Source organism: Pseudomonas protegens, from assembly GCF_013407925.2.
Taxonomy (GTDB): Bacteria; Pseudomonadota; Gammaproteobacteria; order Pseudomonadales; family Pseudomonadaceae; genus Aquipseudomonas; species Aquipseudomonas fluorescens_AP.
Genome location: NZ_CP060201.1, coordinates 141,086 through 167,752 on the forward strand (window position 1 = coordinate 141,086; position 26,667 = coordinate 167,752).

Here is a 26,667-nt window from a genome sequence, read left to right on the forward strand (position 1 = left end):
CGATTCCGGGACCCGTTCCTTCCTTGATTGCCACGCTCAATCCAACCTCGAACGTCAGTCCTGCAACAGGCTGGTCAAACGCTCGCGAGAGGTTTCTGGCTCACCTTCTACAGGCTGGGCAGAAGACAGGATGGGGGTGGAATAGAGCAACAGCAGAACCACAGCCAGACGCGTCAGCATGCTTTCGATCCTTGCTCGGGAAAGAGTCAATAATTCAGCGTCAAATTTAAACACATGGCTATGTGCCACCGCCACGCAAAATGAGTGCTTAGCCGCGTTTACATTCCAGGCTTTCACCTAAGTCGCGGATCATCTCCAGCAATGCCTTCACCCGCAGCGGCAAATTTCCGGCCGGGTACACCGCGTGCATCTGTGGGCTCTCACCGCTGCTGGAGGTGAGCTTGTACTCAGGACAAACCCGGCGCAGGCGCCCCGCTGCCACTTCAGGCTCCGCCATCCAATCCGCCAAGCGGGCGATCCCGACGCCCGCCAGGGCTGCCTGGAATACCGCAAGACCGGAGCTGAAACGAAACTTGGGATGAACCCGAAAGCTGATGGCCTGCTCCTCACTGCGAAAATTCCACTCCTTGAGAATCCGTGGCGCCGTATGCAGGATCAGCGAATGCGACTCCAGTGCCTCGATGGAGTCGGGCATGCCGTTGCGCTCCAGGTAGCTGGGGCTGGCGTACAGATAACGTGAGTAACTCCAGAGCGCAAAGCCGATCAAGTCGCTGGATTGTGGAAAAGCGCCGCGAATCGAGAAATCCAGCTTGCTCTTGGCCGGGTCGATGATCTCATCGGTGAAAATCACATCGATATTAACGTCTGGATAACGCTCGCAGTATTGCGCGATCAGCCGGGGCAATACCCCTTGTCCGAGAAACTCGGGGGCGGAAAAACGGATCCAACCGGAGGCCAGGCCGCTGAGACCAGACAGGTCCTCATCCACCTCACGTTGCAGGTCGAGCATTTTGTGCGCGTGGGGCAATAAGCATTCACCCGCCTCGGTCAGGCTCACGGCATTGGACGAGCGATTGAACAACTTGAGCCCCACACTTTCCTCCAGGGCTTGAACGGCACGGGTCAGAGCGCTGGGGGAGCGCCCCAGAGCCCGTGCCGCGGCGACGAAGCTGCGCTTGCGAGCCACGGTCGCGAAGGCTTCAAGTTCCCCCAACATATTCAATGCCACTGTCCACCTCATTGCATTTTTCACAACGCGGCATTGCAACACAAAAAAAGGCCCTTCCGTTAACCTTCCCGCTCAACCCACAAGGATGGGGCAAACAGGAGCGCAAGGACGTGTCAAAGCTGGATGAAATAATCGGTAAAGCCGCAGCTTGTGTTGATGAAGCCACTTATGAATGGCTGGAAAAAAAATCAGTGACTTCGACCCGACGGGAGATACCGCAAATTCATCTGTCGCTCGAAGAACAACGCACACTTCAGGCCGGCCTGGCATCGCTGGACGTGACCGATAGTGCCTCGGGTATCCGCCACATGCCGGCCCTGGGGCTGTTGCTGGAAAGTGTCCTGTGCCCGGAAAAAATCCAGCAGCTACGCAATTTTCCACAGGCCCGTGACGTGGCGATGATCGTCAGGGGGCTGCCGCTGGACCCGCAACTGCCGGCCACGCCCTATGATCTGGAGCCAGGTATCGAGAACGTGCCGACGCTGGCCGGGGCTATTTTGTCCGTGCTGCAAACTCTGCAAACCCGTCCACTGGCCTACGAGGGTGAAAGCCACGACACCGTGTTCCGTCACGTATCGCCCAAGCACAAGCGAGAGACTGAAAAGAGCTCCTATGGCTCGCGCGCGGACCTGGGCATGCACGTCGACAACCCTCACCTGCCTTTGACCTGCGAACCCGTCTCGCAGTTGTCGGCCTGTCCGGAGTACCTGTCCCTGACCGGCCTGCGCTGCGAGCTCGATGTGCCGACGCGCATCGTCGCCATTGACGAGGTGCTGGCCATTCTGCCGGCCTGCGTCGAAGAGGAATTGTCACGACCGAACTTCAGCGTTCGCCGACCGGCCTCCTTCGGCAAACAGGGGAATGTGCTGGAAAACGTCCCCTTGCTGTACAGAAGCGCAACCGGTGGCCTGTATTGCCGCTACAACAAAGCGAGTGTCGAAGCGACCTGCGCCAATGCGCAGCTTGCCCTCCAACTGTTCGCCGCCGCCGCCGATCATCCCGATGTCGTGCACCACATACTGCTGCAACCAGGGGACATGCTGATCTTCAAGAACCAGCAAACCCTGCACGCCCGGGATGGTTTTACACCCCGCTACGACGGCCGTGATCGCTGGATGTTGCGGGTCTTCGGGGTCAATGATCCGGCACGCGTGGTGCCGCTGGCCCCTCATCAACCCTACATAGGCAGAGCCTGATTTCATGGTCGATATTGTCATTCTTTGCGTGTTCGCCTTCGCCGCCGGCCTGATCGATGCGGCGGTGGGCGGCGGCGGGCTGATCCAGATTCCCGCGCTATTCAACGTGCTCCCCACCGCTCAACCGGCGGCGCTGCTGGGTACCAACAAGGTCGCGGCCGCCTGCGGCACCACATTCGCGGCCCGATCCTTCGTGCGCAAGGTGGTGATCAACTGGGGGCTTGTGATCCCCGCCGCCTGCGCCGCCTTTGTCATGGCCTTCTTCGGCGCCGCCACGGTGTCGTTCGTACCGCAGTCGATGATCCGGCCGGCGGTGCTGGTGTTGATCGTACTGATGGCGATCTACACCTTCTGGAAGAAAGATTTCGGCGCCCTGCACAAACCCGTGCGCATCGGTACCAAGGAAAAACTGCTGGCGATCGTCATCGGCGGCGCCATCGGTTTCTACGATGGCCTGTTCGGTCCCGGTACTGGCAGCTTCCTGATCTTCCTGTTTATCCGCTGCTTCGCCTTCGACTTTCTGCATGCCTCGGCATCGGCCAAGCTGGTGAACATCGCGACCAACGTAGCGGCACTCATGTTCTTCATCCCAACGGGTAACGTGCTCTACCTGATCGCAATCCCCATGGCGGCATTCAACATCCTGGGCGCGCTCACTGGTACCTGGCTGGCCGTTCATAAGGGCGTGCCCTTTGTCCGGGCTCTATTCCTGGTGTTGCTGGTGATTCTGATCAGCAAACTGTCCTACGACATGCTCCTGTAAACCAGAGGAAAACCACATGCATCCCATGTTCGATCGCCTCGTGGCACTACTCGATGCGCGCTCAGCCTCCTACCGGGTGTTGATGCACGATGCCGAGGGTCAGTCGGCGCGCGTTGCCGAAATCCGTGGCACCGAGCCCGGCCAAGGCGCGAAGGCCATGCTTTGCTCCCTCAAGGGGCAGGCAGGCCCCTATGCCCTGGTGATACTGCCGGGCGACCAGAAGCTGGACATGAAGAAAGTCGGAGCGGCCCTGGGCGGAAAAAAAGCCGAACTGGTGAAGGCCGAAACCGCCATGGAACTGACCGGGTGCCGGATCGGCGCCATCCCTCCTTTTGTTTTCGATGAGCAGATTCAATTGATCGTCGATCCGGCCTTGACCACAGGCTACGCAGAAATAGCCTTCAACGCGGGACGGCTGGATGCGTCGATGGTGCTCGATACGCAGGATTATCTGGCGATTGCCATGCCTCGATTGCTGGACATCAGCCAGGCCTGAGCAAACCTTCCCCTTGCGCCCTTCCCCATGACATGGAGCCGACCTTGTCGATCACAAGGTCGGTAAACCATGCCGGATTGGGCGCAAAGGGTGTGAGGAACTCAGTGGCTCCAGGGCCAGGTAGATAAGGCGCTGGACATGCCAGCTGGCTCGCCAGCCCAGGCGCAAAGCAACCCGATCAGCCGTGGTTCTTGTGATCCAGGGCGGCGTAGAAGTGGGCGCTTTGTTGCAGGTATTTCTGGGTGTAGGTGTTGGTGCTGGATTTCTTCTGGCTGATTTCCACGTTGGCACTGGCGGGCAGGGCCACGCTGGCGGAAATGGCGGAAGCGGCGATCACGGAGAAGAGATTGAAGTTCATCGGTATAACCCTCGGATTCAGTTGGCTTGCTTGCCCGTGTGGGCTGTTGAGCAAACTTACTCCCGAGGGTTGGCGGGAAAAAATGCTTTGCAGCAGTAGCCATTATCAGCGTCATTGATAGAAGCAGTCAGGCCCCGGATACCGGGGCCTGCGGCTTATTGACGCACCAGGAACTTGATGTCGCTGGGGGCTTCGAAGGGCAGTTTCTGCACGGTCTTGCCGAGGAAACCGGTCTTGGCATCGCGTTCGATCACCACGATTTCATTGCTTTTCTGGTTGCCGATCAGCACGTAGCGGTTGCTCGGATCGAGGCTGAATTCCCGCGGGTGATCGCCTTCCACGGAACGGCGCTGGATCTCCTTGAGCTGGCCATTGCTCTGATCGATGGCGAACACCAGCAACTGGTTGGCAGTGCCACGGTTGCTGACGTAGAGGTACTGACCGTCCTTGGAGGCGTGCAAGGCCGCCGCGGCCTTCTTCTCCTTGTTGCCATTGGCCGCCAGATCAACCAGCTGGCGCTGGGTCAGCTTGCCGTCCTGATAGTCGAAGACCGCCACCTGGGCGCTCATCTCCAAAGTCAGGTAGGCACGCTTGCCGTCGGCACTGAACAGCAGATGGCGCGGGCCGCTGCCCGGGGGCAGTTGGACAAAGGCCGGTTCGGCGGGCGTCAGCGGATGTTCAGGGTTGGCCTTGGGGTCGTAGCGGTAGACGAAGATCTTGTCCGCGCCCAGGTCGTTGGCGAACACAAACCGGCCATCCGGGGATGACACCGACGAATGCACGTGGGCTGACTGCTGGCGCTCGGGATCGACCCGGCTGGCCGGATGGCTGGTGAGCTGCACCACCGGCGACAGATGCCCGTCATCGCTGACCGGCACCACCGCCAGGCTGCCGCCCGGGTCCACGTCCACCGAATAGTTGCTGACGAACAGGTAGTTGCCGTCGGCGCTCAGGCTGGAGTGCGTGGGCTCGTTGCCCTGGCTCTGCACCTGGTTGATCAGGCTCAGCTGATGGGTCTTGGGCGCCAGGCTGTAGCTGCTGACACGGCCGATGGGATCGCTCTGCCCCGGGCTGTTTTCATTCACCGCGAAGACGAATTTCAGGTCCTTGGACAGGGTCAGCCAGGACGGGTTGGAGCTCTTCACCACTTGCAGCGGCTTGGCATCGATCAGCCCGGTGCGCTCGTTGAAATGCAGGCGATACAGGCCCTGGCTCTGGCCCTGGGTGTAGGAGCCCACCAGGAACTCCTGGCTGTCCGCGGGCGCCGCCTGGACCGCCATGGCGCCAACACTGCCGGCCATCAGCAGCGGCCAGAAATTACGCATCTTCATGTTCACCCTCCTCTTCGTCGCGGGCACTGAACGCACTCATGCACACCAGGCGGTGCTCGCCGGAATCAGCGACCAGGGTCCAGCTCTGCAGCGCCTGATCAAAAGTCGCGGCCTGCACCTGGGCCAGGGTAAAGCTCCAGCGCTTGGCGGCGCGACCATCCATGCACTCGATCAGCAGGCGCTGTTCATCGAGGGTGAAGTCGAAGGCGTGCAGGCCGTCGATTTCCAGCATGTCGCAGGCTTCAAGGGCGGTGAGCAAGGTGTCGGTAGCAGCGGTCATAGCGATCAATCATCAATTGGAAAGGCGCAATCATAGCTGATCGGCGACCAAGGATCGGGCCAGTATTGCGCCCTGTCATCAGTCGCCGCCGACGCCGCCTGCAAGCGCTGCCCAAGGAGCCTCGGAAAGCCTTGCCACGCCAAGGCTTCCACGCTGAAGAACAGGCATGAAAAAGCCGCACCCGAGGGCGCGGCTGAGTGTTGAAAACGCCTGGATCAGTGAGCGAACAGCGAGTTGCCCTTCTGCCCGGCGAGCTTCTCCGGCTTGATCAGGAACCGCGCCAGGGCCGGCAGCAGCCACAGGGCACCGAACATGTTCCACAGCAGCATGAAGGTCAGCATCAGGCCCATGTCGGCCTGGAACTTGATGGCCGAGAAGATCCAGGTGCACACGCCAATGGCCAGGCACAGGCCGGTGAACAGCACCGCCTTGCCGGTGGAACGCAGAGTCTGGTAGTAGGCCTCCTGCAACGGCAGGCCGGCACGCAGGAAGCTTTCCAGGCGGCTGTAGATATAGATGCCGTAGTCGACACCGATGCCCACCCCCAGCGCCACCACCGGCAAGGTCGCCACCTTGACGCCGATGCCCATGAAGGCCATCAGCGCGTTGCCCAGCACCGAGGTCAGCACCAGCGGCAGGACGATGCACAGGGTCGCCGCCCAGGAGCGGAAGGTGATCATGCACATGCCGGCCACGCAGATGTACACCAGGATCAGGATGGTCAGCTCGGATTCCTTGATCACCTCGTTGGTGGCGGCCTCGATCCCGGCGTTACCGGCGGCGAGGATGAACTCCAGGCCGTCCCTGTTGTGCTCCTTGGCGAATTCCTGCACCGCATGCACCGCGCGGTCCAGGGTCGCGGCCTTGTGGTCGTTGAGGAACACCAGCACCGGTGCCAGGGAGCAGTTGTTGTTGTACAGGCCGTCGGCCCGGGCAATGGAGTTGTTCAGCACGTCGGGGTTGCGCGACAGGGTTTCCCATTTCAGGTTGCCCTCGTTCATGCCCTTGATCATCTGCTTGGACACGGTCACCAGGGAGATCGCCGACTGCACGCCCTCGGTGTTCTGCATCTTCCACATCAGCTCGTCGATCGGCGCCATGGCCTCATAGCGCGAGCAACCTTCGGCCGCGGTCTTGACCATCACCACCAGCACGTCGGAACTGGTGGAGTAGTTGCTGATGATGAAGTTGTTGTCCTTGTTGTAGCGCGAGTCGGGACGCAGCTCCGGCGCGCCCTGATCGAGGTCGCCGATCTTCAGGTTCTGGCTGTACCAGAGGCCGCCGCCGAAGGCCACCAGGGCCAGGGCGATGGAGATCGGGGCCACTTTGGGGCTGGCAAAATTCGACAGCAGGCGCCAGAACGGATGCTCGCGGGAGGCGTCCTTCTTGCTGCGTTCGATGGCGCGCTTGCTGATGCCGACGTAGGAAATCGCCACTGGCAACAGGATCAGGTTGGTGAACACGATCACCGCCACACCGATGGAGGCGCCGATGGCCAGCTCGCGGATCACCCCGATGTCGATGATCAGCAAGGTGATGAAGCCCACGGCGTCGGCGAGAATGGCGATCATCCCCGGCAGGAACAGTTGGCGGAAGGTACGCCGCGCCGCAGTCAGGGCGTTGTCGGCGTCACTGGACTGCAAGGCGATACCGTTGATCTTCTGCACCCCGTGGGAAATGCCGATGGCGAAGATCAGGAACGGCACCAGCATCGAATACGGGTCCAGGCCAAAGCCGAAGGCGTGCATCAACCCCAGCTGCCAGACCACCGCCACCAGGGTGGTGATCAGCACCGCGATGGTGCTGCGGATGCACCAGGTGAACCAGTACAACAGCACCAGGGTGATGATGAAGGCCACGCCGAAGAACATCACCACCATGATCAGGCCATCGATCAGATCGCCCACCTTCTTGGCGAAGCCGACGATGTGAATCTTCACATTGGGGTTCTGCGCCTCGAACTTGTCGCGGATCTTTTCTTCCAGCTCATGGGAGAACTTCTGATAGTCCAGGGCCAGCAGCTTGCCCTGGTCCTGCGGGTCCGGGTAGGACTCCAGCAACGGGATGTCGACGATGCTGGATTTGAAATCGTTGGCCACCAGGCGCCCGACCTGACCGGACTTGAGGACGTTGTTGCGCAACTTGTCGAGGCTCTCGGCCGAGCCGTTGTAGCTCTGGGGGATCACCTCGCCACCGGCAAAGCCTTCTTCGGTCACCTCGGTCCAGCGCACGCTGGGGCTCCACAGCGACTTGAGCCCAGAGCGATCGACGCCGGAGATGTAGAACACCTCGTCGTGGATCTGCCGCAGGGTTTCCATGTAGTCCTTGGTGAAGATGTCGCCGTCACGGGCTTCCACCGAGATGCGCACGGTGTTGCCCAGGTTTGCCAGATCGTTGCGGTGCTCCATCATCCGTTCGATGAACGGGTGCTTGAGCGGGATCATCTTTTCGAAACTGGTGGACGGGCGGATCAGGGTCGCTTGCCAGAACAGGAAAGCGCTGACCAAGAGGCAGATAAGGATCACTGCCGGGCGGTTGTTGAAAATCAGGCGTTCGAGAAAGTTCGCCTTGTCCTGGTGATGACTGCTCATGGAATTCCCCACCTTCTTATTATGTGCCCGACCTACTGGCCGAGTTCAGCGCCGCTGGCTGCGGCAACCCGCACCCCGCCCTGCCCGGCCAGGATCAGCTTGCCATTGCCGGCGGCGGTCACCGCCGACAACGAGATGCGGTCCTGGCGGTTGAACACGCTGAACGTCTGGCCGTGGTCGGTGCTGCGGATCACGCTGCCGCCGTTGCCGACGATCACCAGCGAGCCGTCGTCCAGCAAGGTGGCGCCCGACAGACCGAACTCCAGGGCGCCACGGGCAGCTTTCAGCTCCACCTGTTGCCAGGTGCCGCCAAAATCCGTGGAGCGATAGAGGTTGCCGCGCAGGCCATAGACCAGCAAGGTCGCCGGCTGGCCGGTGCCGATCACGCCGAACAGCGAGCCTTCATAGGGGCCTTCGAGGCGCTCCCAGGTCTGCCCGCCATCGGCCGAGCGGAACATGCTGCCCTGCTCGCCGACGATGAACAGGCCGGAGTCCTTGACCTCGGCGATGGCGTTGAGGTGGTACTGGTCTTCGTTGTCCAGGCGGTCGCTGGCGTCCTCCCAGTGCTGGCCGCCGTCGGTGGTTTCCAGCAAGGCGCCATAGGCACCGACGGCAAAGCCGTTGCGGGTGTCCTTGAACCAGACATCGAGCAACGGCGCTTCACGCTTGAGGTCCTGGAACTGCCGGGTCCAGGTGACACCGCCGTCGCTGCTGGCCAGGACTTGGGCATCGTGGCCCACCGCCCATCCATGCTGGTCGTCGACGAAGTACACCGCCGTCAGCAACTGCCGGGTGGGCACCTTGGCCTGCACCCAGGACGCCCCCTGATCGTCGGAATAGAGAATGTGCCCGCGATCGCCCACTGCCACCAGGCGCTTGCCGGCGTGGACCACATCGAGCATCAGGCTTTTCGCCGCTTTGGGCGATTCGATGGAAAAGACTGTATCCGCTGCGGTGGCAGCGGCCAGGACCGGTGTCGACAGCGTCACGACACCCAACAGCGAGAGCGCTGTAGCCAGCAGTGCGAACGTGCGCAGCGCCGGCGGGCGGCCAACAACCACGCCCATGACAGGCTCACTCATAGACCATTCCCCCATTATTATTGTCAGGTCACTTGACCTCTCAGGGCGCCTTCCGGGGTTTGCCTGGCCTGGATCGACCGCGACGATCGTCCTGAAACCTGCAATCTAGAGCCCCTTTGGCTGCGGGCTATCCTATCGGGCTTTGGAAAGGTCTGACAATCAACGCCACGTTATCTTTTGTTAATCAGCGCGCCTGGTCAGGCACCTGAATGCTCGGGCATTCGCTGGGCTGATCGATACCCGCGGGCGCCACGGCTCAACGCCCCCAACAGCGACCAAGCGCCCGTTGCGTTCACGGCTTGTTTGACCCTGGCCTGCGGTCACGCGACCAAAGACTGATCCAGCGCATGCATCCCCTGCCCCCGCCGTTGACTATGATGAGCGGCATGGGAGGCCAACCCGATGAGCTTGAGGAGTACCGCATGATTGCCATACGCGAGGCCTGGAAAGCCGGGCTGCTGGGACGCGCCCACTGGGCCCGCAACCTGGTGTCCGGGGTGATTGTCGGCGTGGTGGCCCTGCCCCTGGCCATGGCCTTCGCCATCGCCTCCGGGGTCAAGCCCGAACAGGGGATCTACACCGCCATCGTCGGCGGCCTGCTGGTGTCGCTGTTCGGTGGCAGCCGCTTGCAGATCGCCGGGCCCACCGGGGCCTTTATCGTGATTCTCGCCGGGGTCACCGCCCAGTACGGGGTCGACGGCCTGCAACTGGCGACCATGATGGCCGGCGTCATTCTGTTCCTGCTGGGCATCAGCCGCCTCGGCGCCCTGATCAAATTCATCCCCGATCCGGTGATTCTCGGTTTCACCGCCGGCATCGGGGTGATCATCTGGGTCAGCCAGTGGAAGGACTTCTTCGGTTTGCCCGCAGCCCAGGGCGAGCATTTTCACCAAAAGCTCTGGCACCTGTTGCAGTCCCTGCCCGGGCTGCACCCGGCCACCACCCTGCTGGCCCTGCTCAGCCTCGGACTGTTGCTGTGGTTACCGAAGATCCCCTGGCTCAAGCGCCTGCCCGCGCCGCTGGTGGCAATGACCCTGGCCACCGCCCTGCAGTCGCTGTTCCAGTTCGACGGCGTGGCCACCATCGGCAGCGCCTTTGGCGGCATTCCCCAGGGCTTGCCGAGCCTGCAACTGCCACAGATCAGCCTGCCACGGATACTGGACCTGATTGGCCCGGCCTTCGCCATCGCCATGCTCGGGGCCATCGAGTCGCTGCTGTCGGCGGTGGTCGCCGACGGCATGGCCGGCACCCGCCACGATTCCAACCAGGAACTGATCGGCCAGGGCATTGCCAACCTGGCCACGCCGCTGTTTGGCGGCTTTGCCGCCACCGGCGCCATCGCCCGCACCGCCACCAACATCCGCAACGGAGCCACCAGTCCCCTGGCCGGCATCGTCCATGCCGGGGTGCTGACGCTGATCATCCTGTTTCTCGCCCCGCTGGCAGCCAATATTCCGCTGTGTGCCCTGGCCGCGATCCTGTTCGTGGTGGCCTACAACATGAGCGAACTGCACCACTTCAAGCGCATGCTGCAGCGCGCGCCCCGGGCGGACGTGGCGATCCTGCTGTGCACCTTTGTGCTGACAGTGTTCAGCGATCTGGTGATCGCGGTGAATATCGGGGTGATCCTGGCGATGCTGCATTTCCTGCGGCGCATGGCCTCCTCGGTGGAGGTGCAACAGGTGGTGGGTGAAGACCTGGAAAACGAACTGCGCGGCAAAGGCCGCGGCCCCCTGCCGCCGGGGGTGTTGATCTACACCATCGAAGGCCCCCTGTTCTTTGGCGCGGCGGAAACCTTCGAACGGGCACTGGCCCAGACCCATAGCGATCCCAGGCTGCTGATCATCCGCCTCAAGCATGTGCCGTTCATGGATATCACTGGGCTGCAGACCCTGGAGGAAGTGATAGGTCAGCTGCACAAGCGCGGGATTGTGGTGAAACTGTGCGAGGCCAACCTGAAGGTTCATGCCAAGCTTGAGCGCGTGGGTATCCTGCACGCCATTGGCGCGCAGAACTATCACCGCGACTTGAGCAGCGCACTACCCCCCCTGTAGCCGCTGCCGCAGGCTGCGAACGGTCTGGGCGGCACTGCGTATCGATCTCAAGACCCACAGAGGGATGACAGCGATCGCCAAGCAAGGTCCTGCGGACCTTTGCGCAGCTTCGCAGGCTCAGCAGCGGCTACAGGCGCAGCCGAGGCTGCTATGTGTAGCCGCTGCCGCCGTCAGGCGAGGCTTTTGCTCACCACTTCGAACACGTCGCTGGAGAGATCGCCGGAAGCGCGGATGCGCTCCAGTTCGCCTTTCATCAGCGCCTGGCGGGCACTGTCGTATTTGCGCCAGCGGGTCAGCGGCGCCAGTTGCCGCGAAGCGATCTGCGGGTTGAAGCCGTTGAGCTGGATCACCAGATCCGCGAGGAAGCGATAACCCGAACCATCCGCCGCATGGAAGTTGATCAGGTTCTGCCCGGCAAACGCCCCCACCAACGCGCGCACCTTGTTCGGGTTCTTGATATTGAACGCCGGGTGCTGCATCAGCGCCTTGACCCGCTCCAGGCCGCCCGGCAACGGGCTGCCGGCCTGCACGCTGAACCACTGGTCCATGACCAGGGCGTTGTCCTTGAAGTTCTCGGCGAACACCGCCAGGGCCTTGGCCTTCTCGGCCTCAAACGGCGAGTTGACCAGCACCGCCAGGGCGGTCAGGCGCTCGGTCATGTTGTCGGCGCTGTCGAACTGTTCGATGGCCGCCGCCAGCACTTCGGGCTTGTGGGTGAGCATCAGGTACGACAGGGCAATGTTCTGCAGCGCGCGACGGGCGAAATGCTCGGACTCGGCCACATAGGCCGTGACCTTGGACTGCGCACGGTTGGCCTGATAACGCTTCCACAGCGCGTCGAACAGGCGCGTGGCCAGCTGCTGGCGGGCAAATTCGCGGGCCGCGTGGATCGCCTCGACATCCGCCACTTCGCTGATCTCGGTCAGATAGGCCTCGCCCGGCAGGGAGAGCATTTCCGCGACCATGGCCTGGTCCAGACTGTCGTCCGCCAGCACGGTGCCCAGGGCGGTCACCAGACGTTCGTCCATCACCAGCGCCTGACCCTGCTGATGCTGGGCAATCAGTTCTTGCAGCACTTGCACGGCCAACTGCTGGCCGGCATCCCAACGGTTGAAACCGTCGCTGTCGTGCTGCATGAGGAACATCAGTTGGTCGCGGTTGTAGGGGAAGCTCAGCTTCACCGGCGCCGAGAAGCCCCGCAGCAGCGAGGGCAGCGGCTGTTCGGCGATATCGACAAAGGTGAAGGTCTGCTCGGCCTCGGTCACCGAAATCACCCGGGAGGTGCCCTGGGCCGCGCTTTCACCGGACAGGCGCAGGGCAATGCCCGCCCCTTTCGAGTCCAGCAGGCCCAGCTCCACCGGGATCACGAACGGCAGTTTCTCCACCTTGTCCGGGGTTTGCGGGCAGCTCTGGCGGAAGGTCAGGCTGTAGGTCTTGGCCGCCGGGTCGTAGGCCTCGCTGACCACCAGCCGTGGCGTACCGGCCTGGCTGTACCAGCGCTTGAACTGGCTCAGATCGACGCCGTTGGCATCTTCCATGGCCTTGACGAAGTCGTCACAGGTCACGGCCTGACCGTCATGGCGCTCGAAGTACAGGTCGCTGCCCTTACGGAAACCTTCAGCCCCAAGCAAGGTGTGGATCATGCCGACAACTTCCGAGCCCTTTTCGTACACGGTCAGGGTGTAGAAGTTGGAAATCTCGATAAAGCTTTCCGGGCGCACGGCATGGGCCATGGGGCCGGCATCTTCAGCGAACTGGTGAGTGCGCAGGTAGGCCACATCCTGGATGCGCTTGACCGTGGCCGAGTTCATGTCCGCGGAGAAACCGGCATCGCGGAACACCGTGAAGCCCTCCTTGAGCGACAGCTGGAACCAGTCGCGGCAGGTCACCCGGTTGCCCGACCAGTTGTGGAAGTATTCGTGGGCGACGATCGCCTCGACCCGCTGGTGCGCGGCGTCGGTGGCGGTTTCGGCACGGGCCAGCACGGCGCTGGAGTTGAAGATGTTCAGGCCCTTGTTTTCCATGGCGCCCATGTTGAAGTCGTTGACCGCGACGATCATGAAGATGTCCAGGTCGTACTCACGGCCGTAGGTTTCTTCGTCCCAGCGCATGGACTTCTTCAGGCTGTTCATCGCGTGCTGGCACTTGTCGATGTTTTCCGGCTCGACATAGATGCGCAGCGCCACATCGCGGCCGCTCTGGGTGCGGAAGCTGTCCTCGACGCACCACAGGTCACCGGCCACCAAGGCGAACAGGTAGGCGGGCTTCATGAACGGGTCTTCCCAGGTCGCCCAGTGCCGGCCGTCTTCGCCGGGGCCGCTGGCAATCGGGTTGCCGTTGGAGAGCAATACCGGATAGCTGTGCTGCTCGGCCACCACGGTGGTGGTGAACTTGCTCATCACGTCCGGGCGATCGAGGTAATAGGTGATCTTGCGAAAGCCCTCGGCCTCGCACTGGGTGCAGAACATGCCGCTGGACTTGTACAGGCCTTCCAGGGCGGTGTTGCTTTCCGGGTGGATCTTCACGCTGGTGTCAACGGTGAAGCTGGCGCTGGTGGGGTGCAGGGTCAGGTGGCTGTCGTCCAGCTGGTAGTCGCTGGCACTCAGCAACTGGTCGGACAGGCTCACCGACAGCAGCTCCAGCTGCTGGCCGTCGAGCACCAGCGGCGGCAGACCGGCGCCACGCGCGGGGTTGCGACGCATCACCAGCTGCGCATGGACCAGGCTATGGTCCTCGAACAACTCGAAGGTCAGGTGGGTCTCGTCGATCAGGTACTCGGGGGCCTGATAGTCCTTCAGGTAGATCATCTTCGGTTGTTCGGTGCGCATGGCGAATTCCTTCTACTGATGCACGGCGAGCTGATAGGCCGTGTATTTGCGAATGTTGATCACGCCGGTATCAAAGATCAGGTACTGGCCCTTGATGCCCAGCAGCGTGCCTTCGGCGATCGGATTCTTGTCCAGGTTGAAGCTGACGATCTTGGTCGGGTACTGCTCGACCGGATAACGGATTTCCAGGGGCTCGATGTCGCTCACCGGCTGGATCGCCTGCAGGCCGAAACGCTCCTGCAGCGCCAGCAGGCCCTCGGCGCAGGACTCGAACAGCTGCTCGCGCACCGCCACCAGGTCCACGGCCTCGGCATCACCCTTGAGCAGCGCGCGCCAGTTGGTCTTGTCGGCCACCTGGGAACGGAACAGGTCCTCGACGAAGCCCGATTGCTGGCGGGTCGCCACGCGCATGATCGGCAGTGCCTGGCTGGCGCCCTGGTCGAGCCAACGGGTGGGCAGCTGGGTGGCGCGGGTGATGCCGACCTTGATCCCCGAGGAGTTGGCCAAATAGACCACGTGATCGGTCATGCAGAACTGCTCGCCCCAGGACGGCTCGCGGCAGGTGCCGGCGTCGTAGTGGCAGCGCTCGGGGCTCATGATGCACACATCGCACTGGGCCAGCTTGGTCATGCACGGGTAGCAATAACCCTGGCTGAAGCTGGTCTTGGTCTTGCGCCCGCAATGGGTGCAATGGATCGCCCCCAGGTATTCCAGGCGCACCTGGGTGCCGATCAGGGGGTTGACCGGCACCTCGCTGTCACCCAGGCGAAACGCGTACTGAACATTCGGCCCATCCAGGCGCGCCGACATTTTGCTGATGGAACCGCGGCCAATCTCGATCAATGGATGGCATCCGACTTGAACAGGATGTTCGGCACCGGCGCCGACTTCGAGGCGCATTCCTGCGGGCCCATGTAGCCGGTGCGCTGGTCCTCGGGCAGGTTCTGCATCTCCCAGGCGATCATCGCCTGCAGGGACAGTTCACGCTGTTCGGCGGTGAGCTTGCGGCCATCGGCCCATTTGCCGATCTCTACCGCCAGTTTCAGGCTCTGGTAGATCTCGGGGGTGATGTTTTCGATCATTTCGACAAAGGACGACATACACGACTCCAGCGTTTAAAGGGCCAGTTTATGGCGGCTGTAGAGGCCGCCCAACAAGCCGGTGAGGCAACCGATGAGCAGCCCGCCGACGTGGGCGGCGTTGGCGATTTCGCCGAAGCCGATCATCGACACCAGCCCGGACAGGCACAGCAGCAGCCACACCAGCATCATCACCAGCACGCCCCGGGGCAGGCGGTAGATGGGGTTGGGCGACAGTAGTTGATAGATCCAGCAATGCCCGAGCAGGCCGTAGAGCACCCCGGACAGGCCACCGAACAGGGTCGGGCCGCTGAAATAGTATTGCGCGAAGTTGGACACCAGGCTGAACAGCAGGGTCAGGCCCAGCAGGTTGATGCTGCCCTGGCGCAGTTCGATGCGCCGCCCCAGTTCCCAGTACCACATGCCGTTCATGGCGATGTGCAGGATGCCGAAGTGAATCAGCATCGGCGTCACCAGGCGCCACCACTGCCCCGCCGCCAGGCTGTCGGCCAGGGAGCTGAACTGGATGTAGTCGCCGACCACGCGGAACTCGAGGAAGGTGAACCAGCCGAGGGTCTGCAGGTTGTCACCGAGCAAGGTGATGCCGCACACCGCCAGGCTCAGCAGCAGGATCAGCGCGGTGACCGGGCTGCGGCGCAACTGCTGCGCCAGGCCAACCCGCGCCGGCGAGGCGGCCTGCGGGATGTCCAGTTGCTGCTCGGGATCGCCCTGGGGAAAGCGCTGGTACAGGCCGCGCACGTCCTCACTGATGGATTCCGGCACCCAGAGCACTTGCTCGCCGGCCTCTTCACTGACCCGGTGCGGCACCTGCATGCGCTGCAGCAACTTGACGAAGCCACTCAGGTCCGTGGCCAGGGGCAGACGCAAAACCGCTACTGCGCTCATCGCAACACCTCGGGCCGCTCGACGTCGACCCAGACAAATTTATTCGGATCCAGACGGGTTTCCTGGTCCAGGCGATAGGCGGCAAGCTTGCCGTAGAGCACGGCGCTGTAGTCCAGGCACGCCAGGTTGGGGCGGATCGGCGCCGGCTTGCCGCTGCGCCAGTAATGCCCGACGAACAGCATCGGTTCGTCAGGGCCGTAGCGCAGCAGGCTGTTCTTCTCGGCCGGGGACAGGGGCGTGCGCGCCACCGGATCGGGCAAGGCATCGGGCTGAAAGACGATGTCGCCGTAGGTCTGCGGGTCGTCTTCCCAGAACTTGGTGCGGAAGAACGCCCGGGTCAGGCCGTCGCCGCTGGTCATGGTCAGGCCGTGGGGCAAACGCATGTCGGTGCCGCGCAGCAGGCGATCGAAGGCGGTGCTGGCAAAACTGTCGGGCAGCGCCGAGGCCTGGAGGAACTCGCGGTCGATGCAGCCGTTGGGGTACTGCTGGCGCAGCGGCGCGATCAGGCCGGCGTCCCAGCAGGCATGCACCACGCGAAAGCGCCCGGCATCGACGAACAGCGGCAGTTCATAGAACCACTCAAGGAAGTCGTGCCAGTCGCCCGGGTGGTGTTCGAACTGGGTCAGGGTTTCGTGGATCAGCCGGGCATGGCGCGGCGTGTGCTCGCGCACGAACTGCTTGCCACTGCCGGCGGCCGCCGGGGTGCTCCAGCCCAGGGCGTTGAATTCATGGTTGCCCATGATGCACAGCGCCTGACCGGCCTCGACCATGTCGTGGACGATGTGCAGGGACTCACGGATTCGCGGGCCGCGGTCGATGATGTCGCCGAGGAACACCGCCATGCGCGACGGATGCCGCCAGACGCCGCCCTGCTTGTGATACCCGAGCCGATCCAGCAAGTGCTCCAGGGTCAGGGCGCAACCGTGCACGTCACCGATCAGGTCGTAGCTACGCGCGGGATCGAGCATCAGTCGCCTCCACCGCCCAGTCGGCTGCCCCAGCCAAGCTTGGTCCGGCAGACCTCGTAGTAGTTGTGGTCCAGCGGGTGGATCAGGCGCAGTTTCTGGGCCTTCTTGCTGACCGTGATGGTGTCGCCCGGTGCGCAGGTGAAATGGTTCTGCCCGTCACAGGAGACTTGCGGATAGATCTGCATATCTTTGGACACGACGATTTTCAGCTCACTGTTGCCATCGACCACGATCGGCCTTCCGGACAAGGTATGGGGGTACATCGGCACAATCACAATGGCATCCAGCTTGGGATGCATGATCGGGCCGCCGGCGGACAGCGCGTAGGCCGTGGAGCCGGTGGGCGTGGCGACGATCAGGCCGTCGGCCTTCTGGCTGCAGACGAACTGGCCGTCGATGTAGATCTCGAACTCGATCATCCGCGTCGACTTGCCCGGGTGCAGCACCACGTCGTTCAGCGCGTCGCCCTGGCCGATGGCCTCGGCGTGACGGCGGACTTCGGCCTGCAGCAGGAAGCGGTTTTCCACCAGGTAATGGCCGTCCAGCACTTCGGCGACCTTGACCTCCAGCTCATCGGGGCGGATGTCGGTGAGAAACCCCAGGCTGCCGCGGTTGATCCCCAGCACCGGGATATTGTGCCGCGCCAGGGCCCGGGCGGCGCCCAGCAGGCTGCCGTCGCCGCCGACCACGATGACCATGTCGCAGACCTCGCCCAACAGCTTGCGCGAGGAGGTCTGCAGGCCGTGGCCCGGCAGCACTTCGGCGATGGTGTCTTCGAGGATCACGTGCAGGTGGCGCGCCAGCAGAAACTTCTTCAGTCGGCGAACTGTGTCCAGCACCTGGGAGCTGCCCAGGCGACCGATAATGCCGATATTGCGAAATTGCTCCATGGGGCTCCTGCGAGGTTCGGGTACGGGCGAAACGGAGGATTATGGGCGAAACCCGGCGTTAGACAAAATCCTTTCAGCCACGCGGGCTTAGGAAGCGCAGCGCGAGCACCGAGCGGCACGCATTTATCGCGAAACGCAAGGGTTTGCGTCTATGCTCGCAGCATGCTCCTGTTCCCGGATCTGCTCAGCCTTCCACGCCAGTTGCGTCAACCTGAAGTCCGCGACCTCGCCTGGGTCATCCTCGCGCCGCCGATGCTCAGCCACACGCCCTGGCCGCAGCGCCATCCCCTGTCCGGAAGCGACTGGGTGCAGGCGCCGCAACTGCTGGCGCACTGGCTGCAGCGCCTGGACCTGGACTCCAGCGCGCTGCGCCATTGGCTCAACCGCAGCCAGACACGGCGCCTGGGCCTGTACTACGAACGCCTCTGGCAGTTTGCCGTGCAGCACGCCCCGGGGGTCGAACTGCTGGCGGCCAACCTGCCGATCCGCCGTGGCGGCCAGACCCTGGGCGAGCTGGACATGCTGCTGCGCGACCGCGAGGGCGTGCATCACCTGGAACTGGCGATCAAGCTCTACCTGGGCCCGCAACGGGGCAACGGCCGCGACAGCGCACAATGGCTAGGGCCGGGCTGCCACGACCGCCTGGACCGCAAACTGGCGCACCTGGATGAACACCAACTGCCGATTTCCGCCCGGGATGAAAGCCGCGAGGCCCTGGCGGCGCTGGATATCCAGCAGTTTCGCGCCCACCTGTGGCTGGGGGGCTACCTGCTCTACCCCTGGCCGGGCCACGCCGATCCGCCCGAGGGCGCCCATCCGCAACACTTGCGGGGGCGCTGGCTGCATCAACGGGACTGGCCGGCCTACGTGGCCCAGGGCGCCCCGGGGCGCTGGCAACCCCTGCCCCGCCACGCCTGGCTGGCGCCGGCCCACTATTCGGTCGAACAAACCTGGACCGCCGGGCAACTTCAGCAATGGCTTGCCGAACTGGACGCCCAGGCCCCGGCGCAATTGCTGGTGCGCCTGGAGGAAACCGCCGAAGGGGACTGGGAAGAAGCCGAACGCCTATTCCTGGTAGCCGATCTGTGGCCCAACGTCCCCGCGCCCCAGCCCCTCCAGCCCAAAGACCAGCCTGCGTAGGCGCTGGCTTGCCAGCGAAAGCGTCCTCATGAGCGGCGCAACGCTCACGGGCCTTGTGCCCGGCAAGCCGGCTCCAGCCGTAAGGGTTCGCTAGGCCAGGGAAAGCCGCAACGCCAGGGCCGCCAAAGTCACCAGCAGCACCGGCACGGTGAGCACGACGCCGACCCGGAAGTAATAGCCCCAGCCGATATGAATGCCCTTGCGCTCCAGCACATGCAGCCAGAGCAGGGTCGCCAGGCTGCCGATCGGGGTGATCTTCGGCCCCAGGTCGCTGCCGATGACGTTGGCGTAGATCATCGCTTCCTTGACCACCCCGGTGGCTTGGCTGGCGTCGATGGACAAGGCGCCGATCAGCACCGTCGGCAGGTTGTTCATCAACGACGACAACCCGGCGCTGAGCAAGCCGGTGCCCAGGGCCGCGCCCCAGATTCCGCCGCCGGCAAAGGCGTCGAGCCAGGCAGCCAGGTGCCCGGTCAGGCCGGCATTGCGCAAGCCGTACACCACCAGGTACATGCCCAGGGAAAAAATCACGACCTGCCATGGCGCTTCCTTGAGCACCTTGCGGGTGGAGATCTTGTGTCCACGCGCCGCGATCACCAGCAGCAAGGTGGCGCAGGCCGCGGAAATGGCGCTGATGGGAATCCCCAGCGGCTCCAGGGCAAAGCAGCCCAGCAGCAGGATCAGCAGCACCCACCAGCCGGCCATGAAGGTTGCCCGGTCATGGATGGCACTGGACGGTTCGGCCAGTTGTCGGGGGTCATAATCCAGCGGGATATCACGGCGGAAAAACCACAGCAGCACCACCAGGGTCGCGGCCACGCTCACCAGGTTGACCGGCAGCATCACCGCCGCATAGCGGTTGAAGCCGATCTTGAAAAAGTCCGCGGAGACGATGTTCACCAGGTTCGACACCACCAGCGGCAGGCTCGCGGTGTCGGCGATGAAGCCGGCCCCCATGACGAAAGCCAGGGTGGTGGCCGGCGAAAAGCGCAGGGCCAGCAGCATGGAAATCACGATGGGCGTGAGGATCAGCGCCGCGCCGTCGTTGGCGAACAGCGCCGACACCAGGGCGCCCAAGAGCACCATGAAGGCGAACAAGCGGCGCCCTCGCCCGCGGCCCCAGCGCGCCACATGCAGGGCGGCCCAGGCGAAGAACCCGGCTTCGTCCAGCAGCAGGCTGATGATGATCAGGGCGACGAAGGTGCCGGTGGCGTTCCAGATGATCTGCCACACCACCGGGATGTCGGCCAGTTGCACCACGCCGCAGAACAGCGCCAGGAGCGCGCCGAACACCGCGCTCCAGCCGACGCCCAGGCCTTTGGGCTGCCAGATCACCAGGGTAATGGTCAGCAGGAAGATCAGTACTGCAATCAACATGAGAAGGGGGTCTTGATTATGGAGGAGCCGGCTTGCCGGCGAAGGCGCCCCAGAGGGCGCCACGGGACTCAAGGTCCTGTTCGCCGGCAAGCCGGCTCCTACGCGAGCAGGGGGATGTTAGGGGGTCAGGCTTTCTTCTGTTGCTCGACCCATTGGCCGTAGGCGTTGATGAAGCTCTGCAGGAACGGCCGGGTGGCCTCCGACAGCTTGCCCGCGTCGTCGAACGCTGAACCGGCGCCGCCCAGGTAGGCTTCGGGCTGCTGCATGCACGGCACATTGAGGAACACCAGGGACTGGCGCAGATGATGATTGGCGCCAAAGCCGCCGATGGCCCCCGGGGACACGCTGATCACCGCCCCCGGCTTGCCGCCCCAGGCACTCTTGCCGTAGGGCCGCGAACCCACGTCGATGGCATTCTTCAGGGCCGCCGGCACCGAACGGTTGTATTCCGGGGTGACGAACAACAGCGCATCGGCGGCCGCGATCTGTTCGCGAAAGCGCGTGTAGCTCGCCGGCGGCGTCCCATCGATGTCTTCGTTGTAGAGCGGCAGATCGCCGATCTCGACGATGCCCAACTGCAGGTTCGCCGGGGCCAGCTCGGCCAACGCCAGGGCGACCTTGCGGTTCAGGGACTGCGTTCTCAGACTGCCGACCAGCACTGCAACCTTGTAGACATTGCTCATTGGAGTTTCCAACCCTTGGCGTGAAGAAGCTGTTAGTTATAGATGAGCCCGGGGGGTGCCTGCTACCCTGCGGACGCCATTTCCTCAGATAAATCCTGCCGCACCCCACGGCCGGCGGCGGCCACGGATTATTTTTTCCAGGCGGCAAAACTTACCCGGCACCCACCGGGTCTACAGCAACGAAATTTGCGTGTTTTATCTCCAGAGGCTCTAAAGATGGCTGCAGTACTTGTCGGACAATTCCATGCAAGAGATGCCGAAGGACGGGTGTATTCAGTGCACGAGTTCCAGGAATCCATGCCCGCGCAGGACGGTAGCAGTGGCTCGGAGCCCGTCACCACCTACCGCCTGGCCATTGGCGACCGGGTGCGCAAGCTCGACGGCAATCAGTTCCTGCTGGTGCAATCGGACGTGACCATCGTCCGCGAGCCCGAGACCTACATCTCCGAATAGGCGCACCCGGCCCCGGCGGTCCGGCCCGGCCAAGAGCGGCGGCTACAGCTTCCGGACCCGCAGTTGGGGTAGGATTCGATGCTTGACCGCCCAACGGCTGGAGATGGACTTCAAGCATGCGTCTACGTCATATCGAAGTGATTCAGGCCCTCCTGCAAACCGCCCACCTGGGCACCGCCGCCGAGCTGCTGCAGCTCTCGGTGGCCGAGGTCGAGGCCTTGCTGCGCGATGCCGAAAGCCACTTGGGGTTCATGCTGTTCGCCAGCGTGCGCGGACGCTTGCAGGCCACTCGCGAGGCCCGGGAGCTGCAACCGGCGATTACCCGGGTCTACGACGCCTTCGAGCCACTGCAACGCCTGGCCGATAGTTTGCGCTTTCACCAGGCACCGCCGTTGCGCATCATCGGCACCCCGCCGCTGGTCCAGCAACTGCTGCCGCAATGCATCGCCGCCCTGCGGCGGCGCTTTCCCGATACCCCGTGCAGCCTGCTCAGTCACGGCACCCGAGAGATGGTCGAGCGCCTGCTGCTGCGCGATTGCGACCTGGGCCTGAGCCTGCATGACCCCGAACACCCGGACATCTACAGCCAGGCACTGGCCCAGGGCAAGCTGTTCCTGCTGGCCCCCCATGGCTGGCTGCAGCCCCGGCAGAAATACGCCGCCCTGCAGGACCTGGCCGGCCAGGCCATGCTCGGCCTGGAAGGCCAGGACCCGCTGAACGTGATGCTCGCCAGCAAATTGCAGAACCTGCGGCCAAGCCCGGTGATCCAGACCCGCGTGCAGACCTATCAGATGATGCGCAGCCTGGTGGAAGCCGGCGAAGGACTGGCCATTGTCGACCCCTTCACCGCCGTCGGTGCCCGCAGTGCCGGGCTCGATATCTGCCCGCTGTCGCCGCCGATCGGCGTCACCTTGTACGCCCTGCGCCGCCAGGGCAGCGAGGCCTCGCCCTGGCTCAATGCCCTGCTGGAACTGCTGACCGAACAGGCCGAGGCCCTGCTGGCGGGTTAAGCCGGGCTCACCTGGGGCTCATCGGCAAACAGCCGATACCAGAAGATCGCCACTTCGCGGGTCTGCGGATCGATGCCGCGATAACGCAGGTGATCCACCCCGCCCACCACATAGCCGCAGCGCTCGTAGAGGCGACAGGCCCCCAGGTTGTTGTTCTGGGTTTCCAGCATCACCCCCGGCAGTTGCTTCTTGCGACTCCAGAACTGCGCCACCTCCAGCAGCGCCCGGGCCACTCCGTGGCGTCGGGCCGGTGCGTGCACGGCCAGCTCGTCGACATGCCCGTAGCCATTCCAGTTGGTGCTGACCACCACATGCCCCACGGCCTGATCGTCGAGATAGGCCATGAAGATCTCGCTGTCCGCGGCATTGCGGTAACTGCCGAATTCCTCCGGATCGATGCCATAGCACTTGCGATACGGCACCACCTTGCGCAGCGGCCAGTCCGCCACCGCCAGGCTTGGCGCAGGCTCGGCGTAGGCGCTGACCTGGAAGCTGAAATCGCTGCCCCAGACATAGGCGGCGAACCCCTGGTCGGCCACGCGGATCGCCAGCCCCGGGTGCTTGGGGTTCACAACAGGCTGCATAGCGGGAAAACTCCTCATGCCTTGATGCAATCGACGGTGTAGTGGCGCCCGTCGCCCAGATCCTCATGCTGCAGACCGTGCACATCGGCGACAAAGCCCGGGAAGCTGCTGTCGAAGGCCCGGGCAAACCCCAGGTAGTCGATGATCGAGCGGGTCGACTCGGTGAAGCGCTCGCCGGGCATGATCAACGGAATCCCCGGTGGATAGGGCACCAGCATCACCGCGGCAATACGCCCCTGCAACTGATCGATGGAAACGGCCTCGACCTCGCCCCGCACCAGTTGGTCGTAGGCATCGGCGGGCTTCATCGCCACCTCCGGCAGCACCGTGTACATGCGCTTGAGGTGCTTGGCGGTGGCATTGCTGCGGTAGCAGGCGTGCAACTGGTCGCACAGGTCCTGCAGGCCCATGCCCTGATAGCGCTGCGGGTCCTGGCTGGCGACGCTGGGCAGGCAAGTGGCGAGGCTGACATTGGCGTCGTAGTTACGCTTGAACTCCAGCAGCTCGGTGAGCAGCGTGCTCCACTTGCCCTTGGTAATGCCCATGGAGAACAGCACCAGGAATGAATAGAGCCCGGTCTTTTCCACCACCAGCCCGCGCTCCCAGAGAAACTTGCTGACCACCGCCGCCGGGATCCCGTGCTCGCTCAGTGCGCCGCCGGCGGTCAGGCCGGGCATCACCAGAGTGACCTTGATCGGGTCCAGCAGCACATAGTCGCAGGTGACGCCGGCAAAGCCGTGCCACTCGCCTTCGGGCTCCAGCAGCCAGTCCTCGGTGCGCACCTGGTCGATGCCTTCGACCCGCTCCGGCTGCCAGATCGAGAACCACCAGTCATCGGCGGCGATGTGCTGGCGCAGGTTGGCCAGGGCCCGGCGGAAGCTCAGGGCCTCATCGAACATTTCCTGCAGCAGCGAGCGCCCCGCCGGCCCTTCCATCATCGCGGAGGCCACATCCAGCGAGGCGATGATGCTGTATTGCGGCGACGTGGAGATATGCATCATGAAGGCTTCGTTGAAACGGTCCCGGTCCAGCTGCCGGGCGCCGCCGTCCTGCACATGGATCATCGACGCCTGGCTGAAGGCCGCCAGCAGCTTATGGGTGGAATGGGTGGTGAACACCAACGGGCTCTCGGCGCTGCGCGAGGTGCCCATGCCATAACGCCCGGAAAAGAATTCGTGGAAGGCGGCGTAGGCATACCAGGCCTCGTCGAAGTGCAGCACCTCGACACTGTTGCCCAGGCTCTGCTTGATCAGCTCGGCGTTGTAGCACAGGCCGTCGTAAGTGGAGTTGGTGACCACCGCCAGCTTGACCTTGGGCGCGCGGCCACGGGTCAGCGGGCTGGCGTCGATCTTGGCCTGGATCGACTCGGGGCTGAACTCGCTCAAGGGAATCGGGCCGATAATCCCCAGCTCGTTGCGCTCCGGGCACAGGTACAGGGGAATGGCCCCGGTCATGATGATCGAGTGCAGCACCGACTTGTGGCAGTTGCGATCCACCAGCACCAGATCGTCGCGACCGACCATGGAGTGCCAGACGATCTTGTTGGCGGTGGAAGTGCCGTTGATCACGAAAAAGGTGTGATCGGCGCCGAAATTGCGCGCCGCCCGCGCCTCGGCCTCGGCCAGGGGCCCGGTGTGATCCAGCAGCGAGCCCAGTTCCGGCACCGACACCGACAGGTCGGAACGCAAGGTGTTCTCGCCAAAGAACTGATGGAACGCCTGCCCCACCGGGCTCTTGCGATACGCCACGCCCCCACCGTGCCCCGGGGTATGCCATGAATAGTTGGAGTCGGCGGTGTGCTGCACCAGGGCCTTGAAAAACGGCGGCAGCAACCCGTCCAGGTAATTGCGCGCGGCCCGGGCCACCTGGCGGGCGAGAAAAGGCACCGTGTCCTCGAACAGGTAGAGAATGCCCCGCAGCTGGTTGAGCTCGCTCATGGCATCGGCCGGGGCGTTCTCCAGGGTCATCTGCTCGCCCAGGGCGAAGATCGGCAACAGCGGCGCCCGCACCCGGGCCAGGCGGATCAGCTCCACCATGTTTTGCAGCAGGTGGGTGTTTTCCCCGGCGCCCTCGGCGGCGATCAACATGCAGGCCAGGCCGTGATGGGTCGCGGCCACCAGGCGCCCTTCGGCATAGTTCACCGCCGAGAAGATGCTGAAGCCGTCCTTCTCCAGCTCCCGGGCGATGCCCCGCACCCGGTCCCCGGCCACCGTATCGGCCTTGATGTCGCGGTGCACGATCAGGATCGGAAACTGCAGGTCTTTGTACATGGAGGCTGGATGTCCTGAGACGGCGGGTTGGCCCCGCCAATCAACTCAGGGTAGAAGCTGCGCACGCCTTGTGTCACCCCGGGCAAGGGCTGGGTATAACAAAACGTCGCACTGGAACAATTGCCGGCCCGCTCCCAGCCACGCCAACCACTCTGTAGCCGCTGCTGAGCCCGCGAAGCTGCAAAAAGGCCCGCAGGGCCTTGCTTGACGGTCTCCCGACAGCTGCCGCCCTCTCAATCGCTGCGCCTCCTACGGAGCCGTGCGCAGCCTGCGCCAGCGGCTACAGGGCCGCAGGCAACAAGGCTTATTGCTGCTGGGCTTCGAGCAACTGGGTCCAGAGTGCCGGGCCACCGGCAGACTTGGCGATGATCTCCAGGCGTGTCTGGTGCTCGGCCAATTCGGCTGCGCTGGCCTGGATGATCCGTCCCCGGGGACGATCGGCCGGCAGACGGCGGATTTCCGTGGCGCGGTTGCCCGAGCCTTCGCCGGAACCGTTGCCATCCGAAGCGTTGCCCGCCAGCGACAGGCTGGTCTGGCCACCGGTCATGGTCAGGTAGACGTCGGCGAGGATCTCCGAGTCGAGCAAGGCGCCGTGCAGTTCACGACCGGAGTTGTCGACGCCATAGCGCTTGCACAGGGCATCGAGGCTGTTGCGCTGGCCGGGGTGACGCTCACGGGCCATCAACAGGGTGTCGAGGATGGTGCAGTGCTGGGTGATGTCCGCGCGGTCGTGGCGCCCCATCAGGGCGAATTCGTTGTTGATGAAGCCAACGTCGAACGCCGCGTTATGGATGATCAGCTGAGCGCCCTGGATAAAGTCGAAGAACTCGTCGGCGACTTCGGCAAAGCGCGGCTTGCCCACCAGGAACTCGTTGGTGATGCCGTGGACGCCGATGGCGCCCTCGTCGCTCTCGCGATCCGGTTGCAGGTAAACGTGGAAGTGCCGCCCGGTCAGGCGCCGACCGATCAACTCGACGCAGCCGATTTCAATGATCCGGTGGCCGTCGGTCACCGGCATACCGGTGGTTTCGGTATCGAGTACAACAGATCTGTTGGCCATCAGTGGTCCGTTCTCAATCTGGCAAAGGGCGGGATTTTAGCATGCCCGGCCCAGGGACAGCGCGCCGCAGGCAACAGGC

24 protein-coding genes and 1 pseudogene are annotated in these 26,667 nt (G+C 63.6%); 7 read left to right on the top strand and 18 right to left on the bottom strand.

Annotation, left to right across the window (positions count from 1 at the left end):
- Positions 1–54: 54 nt before the first annotated feature.
- Together GGI48_RS31080 and GGI48_RS00560 are read right to left on the bottom strand one after the other, a co-directional pair.
- Positions 55–180 carry a hypothetical protein gene (locus GGI48_RS31080; protein ID WP_016965043.1) on the bottom strand — a complete coding sequence of 42 codons (126 nt, stop codon included), beginning with the start codon at positions 178–180 and terminating at the stop codon, positions 55–57.
- 88 nt (positions 181–268) lie between these two features.
- Positions 269–1,189: a LysR family transcriptional regulator gene (locus GGI48_RS00560; RefSeq protein WP_179596262.1), complete on the bottom strand. Its 921-nt coding sequence runs from the start codon at positions 1,187–1,189 to the stop codon at positions 269–271.
- On the opposite strand from GGI48_RS00560, the gene GGI48_RS00565 reads away from it, so the two are divergent.
- Genes GGI48_RS00565 through GGI48_RS00575 form a run of 3 tightly spaced genes read left to right on the top strand, consistent with a single transcriptional unit; the run spans position 1,183 to position 3,644 of the window.
- Positions 1,183–2,385: a TauD/TfdA family dioxygenase gene (locus tag GGI48_RS00565; protein WP_260620591.1), complete on the top strand. Its 1,203-nt coding sequence runs from the start codon at positions 1,183–1,185 to the stop codon at positions 2,383–2,385. The genes GGI48_RS00560 and GGI48_RS00565 overlap by 7 nt on opposite strands.
- A gap of 4 nt (positions 2,386–2,389) precedes the next feature.
- Complete coding sequence (locus tag GGI48_RS00570; RefSeq protein WP_016964634.1) at positions 2,390–3,148, top strand: sulfite exporter TauE/SafE family protein; 759 nt, start codon at positions 2,390–2,392, stop codon at positions 3,146–3,148.
- Positions 3,149–3,164: 16 nt separating this feature from the next.
- Complete coding sequence (locus GGI48_RS00575; protein WP_179596264.1) at positions 3,165–3,644, top strand: YbaK/prolyl-tRNA synthetase associated domain-containing protein; 480 nt, start codon at positions 3,165–3,167, stop codon at positions 3,642–3,644.
- 178 nt (positions 3,645–3,822) lie between these two features.
- On the opposite strand, the gene GGI48_RS00580 is transcribed toward GGI48_RS00575, so the two are convergent.
- From GGI48_RS00580 to GGI48_RS00600, 5 genes are all read right to left on the bottom strand, one after another.
- Positions 3,823–4,002 carry a hypothetical protein gene (locus tag GGI48_RS00580; protein WP_042940919.1) on the bottom strand — a complete coding sequence of 60 codons (180 nt, stop codon included), beginning with the start codon at positions 4,000–4,002 and terminating at the stop codon, positions 3,823–3,825.
- A 155-nt stretch (positions 4,003–4,157) separates the two neighbouring features.
- Positions 4,158–5,333, bottom strand: a complete 1,176-nt coding sequence (locus GGI48_RS00585) for a lactonase family protein (protein ID WP_016964637.1) — start codon at positions 5,331–5,333, stop codon at positions 4,158–4,160.
- Complete coding sequence (locus tag GGI48_RS00590) at positions 5,320–5,613, bottom strand: DUF5629 family protein (RefSeq protein WP_016964638.1); 294 nt, start codon at positions 5,611–5,613, stop codon at positions 5,320–5,322. Before GGI48_RS00590 ends, GGI48_RS00585 begins: the two co-directional genes overlap by 14 nt.
- A gap of 215 nt (positions 5,614–5,828) precedes the next feature.
- The gene (locus tag GGI48_RS00595) at positions 5,829–8,204 is read right to left on the bottom strand and encodes an efflux RND transporter permease subunit (protein ID WP_179596266.1); all 2,376 of its coding nucleotides are present in this window, start codon (positions 8,202–8,204) and stop codon (positions 5,829–5,831) included.
- 32 nt (positions 8,205–8,236) lie between these two features.
- A complete protein-coding gene (locus tag GGI48_RS00600) occupies positions 8,237–9,286 on the bottom strand; it encodes a WD40/YVTN/BNR-like repeat-containing protein (protein ID WP_179596268.1) in 1,050 nt (349 codons plus the stop codon).
- A 422-nt stretch (positions 9,287–9,708) separates the two neighbouring features.
- Between GGI48_RS00600 and GGI48_RS00605 the strand changes: the two genes are divergently transcribed.
- Entirely contained in the window at positions 9,709–11,340 is a 1,632-nt protein-coding gene (locus GGI48_RS00605) for a SulP family inorganic anion transporter (RefSeq protein ID WP_179596270.1), read from the top strand.
- A 170-nt stretch (positions 11,341–11,510) separates the two neighbouring features.
- On the opposite strand, the gene pepN is transcribed toward GGI48_RS00605, so the two are convergent.
- Genes pepN through GGI48_RS00635 form a run of 6 tightly spaced genes read right to left on the bottom strand, consistent with a single transcriptional unit; the run spans position 11,511 to position 18,011 of the window.
- Positions 11,511–14,168 (bottom strand): aminopeptidase N, encoded by a 2,658-nt coding sequence (pepN, locus tag GGI48_RS00610; protein ID WP_179596272.1) that lies wholly within the window; start codon positions 14,166–14,168, stop codon positions 11,511–11,513.
- A 12-nt stretch (positions 14,169–14,180) separates the two neighbouring features.
- Complete coding sequence (locus GGI48_RS00615) at positions 14,181–15,011, bottom strand: DUF2797 domain-containing protein (protein WP_047304730.1); 831 nt, start codon at positions 15,009–15,011, stop codon at positions 14,181–14,183.
- The gene (locus tag GGI48_RS00620; protein WP_016965405.1) at positions 15,008–15,268 is read right to left on the bottom strand and encodes a YeaC family protein; all 261 of its coding nucleotides are present in this window, start codon (positions 15,266–15,268) and stop codon (positions 15,008–15,010) included. Before GGI48_RS00620 ends, GGI48_RS00615 begins: the two co-directional genes overlap by 4 nt.
- 15 nt (positions 15,269–15,283) lie before the next feature.
- Positions 15,284–16,153: a rhomboid family intramembrane serine protease gene (locus tag GGI48_RS00625; protein ID WP_016965406.1), complete on the bottom strand. Its 870-nt coding sequence runs from the start codon at positions 16,151–16,153 to the stop codon at positions 15,284–15,286.
- Positions 16,150–17,124, bottom strand: coding sequence for a metallophosphoesterase (locus tag GGI48_RS00630; protein ID WP_173655942.1), 975 nt, complete (start codon positions 17,122–17,124; stop codon positions 16,150–16,152). The genes GGI48_RS00625 and GGI48_RS00630 overlap by 4 nt, the downstream gene beginning before the upstream one ends.
- On the bottom strand, positions 17,121–18,011 hold the full coding sequence (locus GGI48_RS00635) for an NAD(+) kinase (RefSeq protein WP_007920913.1): 891 nt from the start codon (positions 18,009–18,011) through the stop codon (positions 17,121–17,123). Before GGI48_RS00635 ends, GGI48_RS00630 begins: the two co-directional genes overlap by 4 nt.
- 162 nt (positions 18,012–18,173) lie before the next feature.
- On the opposite strand from GGI48_RS00635, the gene GGI48_RS00640 reads away from it, so the two are divergent.
- Positions 18,174–19,151 carry a DUF1853 family protein gene (locus tag GGI48_RS00640; protein WP_179596274.1) on the top strand — a complete coding sequence of 326 codons (978 nt, stop codon included), beginning with the start codon at positions 18,174–18,176 and terminating at the stop codon, positions 19,149–19,151.
- Between the two features lie 90 nt (positions 19,152–19,241).
- Here GGI48_RS00640 and GGI48_RS00645 read toward each other — a convergent pair whose 3' ends face one another.
- Both GGI48_RS00645 and GGI48_RS00650 read right to left on the bottom strand, forming a co-directional pair.
- Entirely contained in the window at positions 19,242–20,528 is a 1,287-nt protein-coding gene (locus tag GGI48_RS00645) for an arsenic transporter (RefSeq protein ID WP_179596276.1), read from the bottom strand.
- Positions 20,529–20,653: 125 nt separating this feature from the next.
- Positions 20,654–21,211 (bottom strand): NADPH-dependent FMN reductase, encoded by a 558-nt coding sequence (locus GGI48_RS00650; protein ID WP_179596278.1) that lies wholly within the window; start codon positions 21,209–21,211, stop codon positions 20,654–20,656.
- 216 nt (positions 21,212–21,427) lie between these two features.
- Here GGI48_RS00650 and GGI48_RS00655 point away from each other — a divergent pair, with 216 nt between their 5' ends.
- Together GGI48_RS00655 and GGI48_RS00660 are read left to right on the top strand one after the other, a co-directional pair.
- Positions 21,428–21,664 carry a hypothetical protein gene (locus tag GGI48_RS00655; RefSeq protein ID WP_179596280.1) on the top strand — a complete coding sequence of 79 codons (237 nt, stop codon included), beginning with the start codon at positions 21,428–21,430 and terminating at the stop codon, positions 21,662–21,664.
- 116 nt (positions 21,665–21,780) lie between these two features.
- Complete coding sequence (locus tag GGI48_RS00660; RefSeq protein WP_179596282.1) at positions 21,781–22,674, top strand: LysR substrate-binding domain-containing protein; 894 nt, start codon at positions 21,781–21,783, stop codon at positions 22,672–22,674.
- On the opposite strand, the pseudogene GGI48_RS00665 reads toward GGI48_RS00660, so the two are convergent.
- The 3 genes and pseudogenes from GGI48_RS00665 to dnaQ form a co-directional block, all read right to left on the bottom strand.
- Positions 22,619–23,258 (bottom strand): annotated as a pseudogene (locus GGI48_RS00665) (GNAT family N-acetyltransferase). The gene GGI48_RS00660 and the pseudogene GGI48_RS00665 sit on opposite strands and share 56 nt — an antisense overlap.
- A 14-nt stretch (positions 23,259–23,272) precedes the next feature.
- The gene (locus tag GGI48_RS00670) at positions 23,273–25,528 is read right to left on the bottom strand and encodes an Orn/Lys/Arg decarboxylase N-terminal domain-containing protein (RefSeq protein WP_179596286.1); all 2,256 of its coding nucleotides are present in this window, start codon (positions 25,526–25,528) and stop codon (positions 23,273–23,275) included.
- A gap of 304 nt (positions 25,529–25,832) precedes the next feature.
- Positions 25,833–26,588: a DNA polymerase III subunit epsilon gene (dnaQ, locus tag GGI48_RS00675; RefSeq protein WP_047304738.1), complete on the bottom strand. Its 756-nt coding sequence runs from the start codon at positions 26,586–26,588 to the stop codon at positions 25,833–25,835.
- Between the last annotated feature and the right edge of the window lie 79 nt (positions 26,589–26,667).

Bases quoted from the DNA above. Each gene is read 5' to 3' on its own strand.
- GGI48_RS31080 (WP_016965043.1), bottom strand. From the start codon at position 180: ATGCTGACGCGTCTGGCTGTGGTTCTGCTGTTGCTCTATTCCACCCCC.
- GGI48_RS00565 (WP_260620591.1), top strand. From the start codon at position 1,183: ATGCCACTGTCCACCTCATTGCATTTTTCACAACGCGGCATTGCAACA.
- GGI48_RS00570 (WP_016964634.1), top strand. From the start codon at position 2,390: ATGGTCGATATTGTCATTCTTTGCGTGTTCGCCTTCGCCGCCGGCCTG.
- GGI48_RS00575 (WP_179596264.1), top strand. From the start codon at position 3,165: ATGCATCCCATGTTCGATCGCCTCGTGGCACTACTCGATGCGCGCTCA.
- GGI48_RS00580 (WP_042940919.1), bottom strand. From the start codon at position 4,002: ATGAACTTCAATCTCTTCTCCGTGATCGCCGCTTCCGCCATTTCCGCC.
- GGI48_RS00585 (WP_016964637.1), bottom strand. From the start codon at position 5,333: ATGAAGATGCGTAATTTCTGGCCGCTGCTGATGGCCGGCAGTGTTGGC.
- GGI48_RS00590 (WP_016964638.1), bottom strand. From the start codon at position 5,613: ATGACCGCTGCTACCGACACCTTGCTCACCGCCCTTGAAGCCTGCGAC.
- GGI48_RS00595 (WP_179596266.1), bottom strand. From the start codon at position 8,204: ATGAGCAGTCATCACCAGGACAAGGCGAACTTTCTCGAACGCCTGATT.
- GGI48_RS00600 (WP_179596268.1), bottom strand. From the start codon at position 9,286: ATGAGTGAGCCTGTCATGGGCGTGGTTGTTGGCCGCCCGCCGGCGCTG.
- GGI48_RS00605 (WP_179596270.1), top strand. From the start codon at position 9,709: ATGATTGCCATACGCGAGGCCTGGAAAGCCGGGCTGCTGGGACGCGCC.
- pepN (WP_179596272.1), bottom strand. From the start codon at position 14,168: ATGCGCACCGAACAACCGAAGATGATCTACCTGAAGGACTATCAGGCC.
- GGI48_RS00620 (WP_016965405.1), bottom strand. From the start codon at position 15,268: ATGTCGTCCTTTGTCGAAATGATCGAAAACATCACCCCCGAGATCTAC.
- GGI48_RS00625 (WP_016965406.1), bottom strand. From the start codon at position 16,153: ATGAGCGCAGTAGCGGTTTTGCGTCTGCCCCTGGCCACGGACCTGAGT.
- GGI48_RS00635 (WP_007920913.1), bottom strand. From the start codon at position 18,011: ATGGAGCAATTTCGCAATATCGGCATTATCGGTCGCCTGGGCAGCTCC.
- GGI48_RS00640 (WP_179596274.1), top strand. From the start codon at position 18,174: ATGCTCCTGTTCCCGGATCTGCTCAGCCTTCCACGCCAGTTGCGTCAA.
- GGI48_RS00645 (WP_179596276.1), bottom strand. From the start codon at position 20,528: ATGTTGATTGCAGTACTGATCTTCCTGCTGACCATTACCCTGGTGATC.
- GGI48_RS00650 (WP_179596278.1), bottom strand. From the start codon at position 21,211: ATGAGCAATGTCTACAAGGTTGCAGTGCTGGTCGGCAGTCTGAGAACG.
- GGI48_RS00655 (WP_179596280.1), top strand. From the start codon at position 21,428: ATGGCTGCAGTACTTGTCGGACAATTCCATGCAAGAGATGCCGAAGGA.
- GGI48_RS00660 (WP_179596282.1), top strand. From the start codon at position 21,781: ATGCGTCTACGTCATATCGAAGTGATTCAGGCCCTCCTGCAAACCGCC.
- GGI48_RS00670 (WP_179596286.1), bottom strand. From the start codon at position 25,528: ATGTACAAAGACCTGCAGTTTCCGATCCTGATCGTGCACCGCGACATC.
- dnaQ (WP_047304738.1), bottom strand. From the start codon at position 26,588: ATGGCCAACAGATCTGTTGTACTCGATACCGAAACCACCGGTATGCCG.